The organism is Leptolyngbya sp. BC1307, from assembly GCF_002286735.1.
In the GTDB taxonomy this organism is placed as follows: Bacteria; Cyanobacteriota; Cyanobacteriia; order Phormidesmidales; family Phormidesmidaceae; genus Phormidesmis.
This window is the reverse complement of sequence record NZ_NRTA01000093.1, coordinates 1-5,789: the sequence shown is the minus strand read 5'-3', so window position 1 is coordinate 5,789 and position 5,789 is coordinate 1. Positions and strand designations below refer to the sequence as shown.

General features: G+C 50.8%; 6 protein-coding genes. 4 read left to right on the top strand and 2 right to left on the bottom strand.

All coding sequences use genetic code 11. From position 1 onward, the window contains the following. On the top strand, positions 1-510 hold a 510-nt coding region (locus tag CKL79_RS21745; protein ID WP_141242259.1), incomplete at its 5' end, for a transposase. Between the two features lie 76 nt (positions 511-586). On the opposite strand, the gene CKL79_RS21740 is transcribed toward CKL79_RS21745, so the two are convergent. Further along, entirely contained in the window at positions 587-1,018 is a 432-nt protein-coding gene (locus CKL79_RS21740) for a DUF2267 domain-containing protein (RefSeq protein WP_121971623.1), read from the bottom strand. Between the two features lie 303 nt (positions 1,019-1,321). Between CKL79_RS21740 and CKL79_RS21735 the strand changes: the two genes are divergently transcribed. Continuing rightward, positions 1,322-2,383, top strand: coding sequence for a fatty acid desaturase (locus tag CKL79_RS21735; protein WP_121971622.1), 1,062 nt, complete (start codon positions 1,322-1,324; stop codon positions 2,381-2,383). A 251-nt stretch (positions 2,384-2,634) separates the two neighbouring features. On the opposite strand, the gene CKL79_RS24275 is transcribed toward CKL79_RS21735, so the two are convergent. Beyond that, complete coding sequence (locus CKL79_RS24275; protein ID WP_276301243.1) at positions 2,635-2,841, bottom strand: HNH endonuclease signature motif containing protein; 207 nt, start codon at positions 2,839-2,841, stop codon at positions 2,635-2,637. 657 nt (positions 2,842-3,498) lie between these two features. On the opposite strand from CKL79_RS24275, the gene mgtE reads away from it, so the two are divergent. Together mgtE and CKL79_RS21720 are read left to right on the top strand one after the other, a co-directional pair. Further along, positions 3,499-4,920 carry a magnesium transporter gene (gene mgtE, locus CKL79_RS21725; RefSeq protein WP_121971620.1) on the top strand — a complete coding sequence of 474 codons (1,422 nt, stop codon included), beginning with the start codon at positions 3,499-3,501 and terminating at the stop codon, positions 4,918-4,920. Between the two features lie 126 nt (positions 4,921-5,046). Continuing rightward, complete coding sequence (locus tag CKL79_RS21720; RefSeq protein WP_121971619.1) at positions 5,047-5,208, top strand: DUF1328 family protein; 162 nt, start codon at positions 5,047-5,049, stop codon at positions 5,206-5,208. The last annotated feature ends 581 nt before the right edge of the window (positions 5,209-5,789 follow it).

Below are 5,789 nucleotides of genomic sequence, written 5' to 3'. Positions count from 1 at the left end.
CTGAAGTTTCTCAGAAACGAGAAAGTGGGTTTTCTATTTGGGGTAGCGAATAATCGGCTGGTCTCGGTAGAGCGTGGAACGTCAGTGCAGATAGGGACTCTAGAGATTACAGCTGATGGCTTGATGGTCTATCTCAAGGCATTTGGCTGGGTCAAAGTGTTTTGTGCGCCGTTCAAAAACGAGCAGCGATATTACATCTTGTATCGACCAGACTTAGAGGCTTTGAAACAGCTCTCACGAGAGACCTTTAAGCAAGTTCATAGTGAGCATTGGCAGATTGAATGTTTTCATAGAGTGATTAAACAGGTGTGTAATATCGAGCGCTTTTATGTGCGAGATGAACAGGCTATTCGTAATCACGTTTTTTGTGCACTACGTGCTTTTTGCAAGCTACAGACGATGTGCATCAAAGGGATCATCAACAACTGCTATGAGATATCGCGTCAGCTATTTGTGCCGGTCATTCGCCAGTTTATTCTAGAAAACGTGGAGGAAACTGCTTTCGCCTAGCATTGTCACACTGTATTTGTCAATGCGTAACTCCTAGGTAAATCTCAAAGCAGTCGGTACGCTTATCCTTTCTGCTTTATATCTGTTCCCACATTACCTTGAGTCCATCTGGTAAAAAGCTAGAAATTTCCTGAGTGCGCTCGGGAGAAAGCTCATCCCTTACCGTTGAGAACACGGCAATCACTGCCGACTCTGCGGTGACGTTTTTGGGCACACCAGCCTCCTGCCCAACACGACGCAAAAATGTCTTTGTATCTACGTTAAGCGGTGGTCTGAGCTTGGATAAAGTTGCCGCGATGGGATTGTCATCCTTCCAAAGCTGAGCCACTTTTTCATCATCAAAGGCTGCGCCTGTGCGATCAGCGGCCTCCGTCGTCATCAAATCCCGTAAGGCTCGAAAGACAACAATAGTGATATCGCGCGCGTCGTAAATATCGGGTATGTCCGACTTTTTCATAACCTTTTCTAAAAAAGCCTGTTCGGCAGGACTCATTTGGGGCGATGGCATAATGTATACCTCTTAACTTTCCTAGATTGCACCAATATCATACTGCTGTGTCCATTCGCCATTGGGCAGTCATTAAGTATCCATATTAAGCAGCAGCGCTCTACCCCTTACAGAGCAACCTAGTCAGCAAGCATAAATAAATATGACTGGACACGACAGCACTGTTTTTGAGGTAGTTCATGACTCTGCCTTTCACTTGCAATATTTGGGTCTTCACGCTTCCTCAATTTGTTTTTCTACAATCAGGTGTTGGGGAGTACACTATTGTTCTATTGGTAGAAGGTGAACGCCGTGTCACACAGTATGTCTGACGATCAACAAACCCATTCGCCATCTGGCTCACAGCTACTGCGAGAGCTACGCGAGGCTGTTGCTGATTTGAGAGCGGTGAATGCATGGGCTGGATTGTTACGGTTTATGAGCTTAGGTAGTGCTACCATCGCCCTGACAGTCCTGACGTGGCAGGTTGGCCAGGGGGGTGAGTCCTTAGGGCTGTTTATTTTGGGGGCGATCGCCACCAGTATTGCTTATTCGTTTTGGCTCATTTGCAATCACGATGCCGCCCACCGCACCCTCACCGGCTGGCACTGGTTTGACGAGGTAATGCCTGGTCTGATCTCCTGGCCCATGCTCTTGCCAATACGTACCTATAGCCAAATACACAGCCTTCACCACGGCTGGAACGGCATCGACCTACGCGACCCAGAAAGGGTGCAGTGGACAGCCGCAGAATATTGCGCAGCTCCTTTATGGCAGCACTGGTACGTCCGCTACCAGTGGGTAATTGACATCTTCATTTTTGGCAGCTTTGGTCTGATTTTTAAGACCCTTTTGCGGAGTCTAACACTGCAAAAGTATTTGCCTGAGCTGCGCAAGCAGATGATAGTTGATGCCATTGGGATAGTCTGCTTACAGGGATCATTGTTCGGCCTGTTACTTTTCTATGACGCCAATCTGTGGGCATATGTGTTGTTTTGGGTAGTGCTTGAGCGCGGCATCGGCATCATTATGCAAACCCGCGATCACCTGGAGCACTACGGGCTATGGCAACAGACAGGGGGCTATCAGCTGACGCAGCTTTACAGCAGTCGAAATGTAAAAACGTTTCCATGGGTCAACTGGCTGATGGGAGGCTTGCCTTACCATTCAGTGCACCATGCGTTTCCTGATATTGCCAGCAATAACTTACCCGAAGCTTTCTATCGCATACAGGCTGTGCTTCAGCGCAATCGACTTTCGCCGATGACTTTGGCATCGGGCTATGTCTGGGCTAGCTTCAGCCTGGCGAGCCATCCTAGCTTAATTGCCAGCTCACCAGCCAGCCCAATAGATGTCATCAAATCAACGATACTCCGGTCAGAATGAGGGGTTCCGTTGCAAGAAATGCATAGCTCTTGCCCTGTTATGCTGAGGACGGGGTTCAACCAGGGTTCCGTCAGGTAACACTCTGGGGCAGGGTTAGATCCTTCAGAAGCCTATCTACCTGGACTTTAAAGGTTTAATTCCCAATCGAAAGTGTTGTTAAACTCAGCAGGGCGGTCACCCAGCCCTGCTGGTCCACAAAACCGTGCATGAAAGCTTTCCCTTCACACGGCTCCTCAACAGTTTGGTGGTTGTCACCCACACATCGCATGAATCTGGTCGTGGCAATGCCGATGGAGTAAGGCGAGATTATCCCGTCTGTGATTATCTCGGTTCCTGTCCAGATGGTGGACTTCCATACGGTCATCAGGCCAAAAATACAATCCGCAAGGCGAGCACTTCCCCGATTGACGTTTCAACAGTTTGGCGACTGCTGACGTTACCGTTGGGTAGTGTCTCATTCTTTGACTCCAGTAAAGCCAGTCACCATCATAGGGACTTCGACTCCCCTGCACCCTGGCTGCCTGACTCGATTCCCTTTCCCGTTTTGGGCAAGCCTGGTTCCCCGAGTGGAGACCTCCATAAGGAGGATTAATCCCGCGTTGGCTTGGTTTCAATGACGACGGTTCTGACATGGATTCACAGTTGTTAACCTTGGCCAGCTATGCTCGACGGGGTTCCCGGTCGGGTTCCGAGTGACCGCCTTTTCGACCATGCTTGCTACAATTGGTTGTCAACCCAATCACAGTGGTTGATGCTGTCACTCCCGCATCAGGGAGGGATGGAATCTCACCATCACGAAAACTAAGTTGTCAAGATGCCATTCGGATTCCTCCTTCTGTTTAATCTTGCCAGCTGTCCCCAGGTATATTGACCTGTTTTAGCTGAACGAATCACACACCCTCGCTTGAACCATGCCGATATCCAGCCAAATTTGCCCACATCGTAACAATTGAAACTGACCCCAAAAATGACGAGCTGGAACGGCATTTCCAGGTGTCATATTGTAATTTTCAAGTCACATTTGATGGCTAGCATGGGGAGGCAATCGTATGCCATAACGATCTATCTTTTTAAGGCAGCATTTTGCTTGAGAGAACTTCAGAGAGCCGTTTCCCATGACCTCACGAGACTTTGAACCCAATCTTCCACCAGAGCTGACAGAATCCCCGACATCTGGGCAGAGTGATTACCCCGAATGGTTGAAAGACCAGCTCCATGACTTGATTCAACATCAAGACTTTGAAGCGGCAAAAATGCTGCTGGAACCGGCCCAACCCGCTGACATTGCCGAGGCCATTGAGCAGCTGCCCGCCCCCCTACAGGTTCTCGCCTTTCGCCTACTGTCTAAAACCGAGGCAATTGAGGTCTACGAATACTTCAGCCCGTCCATGCAGCAGCAGCTGATTGGCGACTTCCGGCAGCCGGAGGTGCTGGGGGTGATTGACGGCATGTCCCCCGACGACCGGGCCAGGCTGTTTGATGAATTGCCCGCCAAGGTTGTGCGGCAGGTACTGCACGAGTTGACTCCAGCGGAGCGCGAAGCCACTTCTCGGCTGCTGGGCTACCCGCCCGACACCGCCGGGCGGATTATGACCCCCGAGTATGTGGCGCTGCAGGAGAGCCAGACGGTCGCTCAAGCATTGGAACATATTCGTCGCTGCGCCGAGCAGGCCGAAACCATTGCCTATCTCTATATAATGGATGGCCAGCGTCGTCTGACCGGCATTCTCTCCCTACGGGAACTCGTCATCGCCTCTCCAGACCGGTTGATTGGCGATGTCATGACCCGTAACGTGGTCTACGCCCATACCGATACCGACCAGGAAGAAGTGGCTCGCCTGATTCAGCGCTACGACTTTCTAGCTCTGCCCATTGTTGATCAGGAACAGCGACTGGTGGGTATTGTCACCGTTGACGATGTGCTGGATGTGATGGAAGCAGAAACCACCGAGGACATTTATGCGCTGGGGGGCGTGGAGGCCGTCGAAGATGGCTATTTCCAGACCAACCTGTTTACGGTGGCGCGCAAACGGGTCATTTGGCTGATGGTGCTGCTGCTGGCCAATACTCTGACCAGTTCCGTGATTCGCAGTCAGGAGGCAGTGCTGGAGCAGGTGGTAGTGCTGGCGGCGTTTATTCCCCTGCTAATCGATGCCGGAGGAAATGTGGGGGCGCAGTCTTCCACGGTGGTGATTCGCGGTCTGAGTACCGATGATCGACAAATGAAGCAATTTTCCTGGGTGATTCGGCGGGAAGTCACTGCCGGGCTGTTGCTCGGAGCCATGCTGGCGGTGGTGGTGTTTGTCTGGGCCACCGTACTGCAAGGGAATGCCATGGTTGCGATCGCAGTGGGCATCAGTCTCTTCGCCATTTCCATTCTGGCTTCCTTTGCCGGGTCAGCCCTACCCTATGTCTTTCACTCCCTGGGCCTGGACCCGGCGTTGATGTCAGCCCCGTTCATCACCACCGCTGTAGATGTGCTGGGGGTATGGATTTACCTGAATGCCGCTCGGATCATCTTAGGGATAGATGGGTGAGGTTTCTATTAAGTCATGCAATATACCGATGGGTTTGGCCCGGGCCTCAGGATCTCAATCGTTGGGTAGAAGACCGGAGGCCAGCAGGACTCTAGATTTAGGGGGTATTTATCTAGGCAGGATTTCATGGATTTACTGACTTGGGCCATTATTGCCGTGGTCATTGCTGTCATTGCAGGTGCATTGGGCTTTTCTGGCGTGGCCCGAGGTGCGGCTACCATTGCCCGCTTCATATTTGGCATCTTCTTGGTGGTTGCCCTCATCTTGTTTGTAATGACGGTCTTGTAAATCAACCCAGGAGGTCAGCAATTCCAAATTCCAACTTAAGGGCATCTGGAACCCCTAGTTTCTCGTTCGGCTTAAATAATCATCAAATTCGATGAATGGTACTGCTCGGCTAAAACGCAGCAAACTCGGGCGTGGTTCAACCCAGGTTCCGTCAGGTAACACTCTGAGTCAGGGATAGAGCCTTCAGAAGCCTATCTACCTGGACTTTGAGGGTTTAATTCCTAATCGAAAGTGTAGTTAAACTCAGCAGGGCGGTCACCCAGCCCTGCTGGTCTACAAAACCGTGCATGAAAGCTTTCCCTTCACACGGCTCCTCAACAGTTTGGTGGTTGTCACCCACACATCGCATGAATCTGGTCGTGGCAATGCCGATGCACCTTGATATGCCGTTTAATCGGCGTCTGAGAATGCTTGAATAGCCGCAGTAAGCCTGCGTCATTTCGCTCCATAACTCCATACTCCATACTCCATAGAAGCGATCGCCGCAATAGCTCAATAACCGCTGGTAAGTAGCATTATTGAGGAAAGTAACGATGAGTGGTCAAAGGGCGAGAAATCTGTTGTAACAGAAGAATGAAAAG

Coding starts and splice junctions, on each gene's coding strand:
- CKL79_RS21740 (WP_121971623.1), bottom strand. CDS start 1,018: ATGCCATCGCCCCAAATGAGTCCTGCCGAACAGGCTTTTTTAGAAAAG.
- CKL79_RS21735 (WP_121971622.1), top strand. CDS start 1,322: ATGTCTGACGATCAACAAACCCATTCGCCATCTGGCTCACAGCTACTG.
- CKL79_RS24275 (WP_276301243.1), bottom strand. CDS start 2,841: ATGAGACACTACCCAACGGTAACGTCAGCAGTCGCCAAACTGTTGAAA.
- mgtE (WP_121971620.1), top strand. CDS start 3,499: ATGACCTCACGAGACTTTGAACCCAATCTTCCACCAGAGCTGACAGAA.
- CKL79_RS21720 (WP_121971619.1), top strand. CDS start 5,047: ATGGATTTACTGACTTGGGCCATTATTGCCGTGGTCATTGCTGTCATT.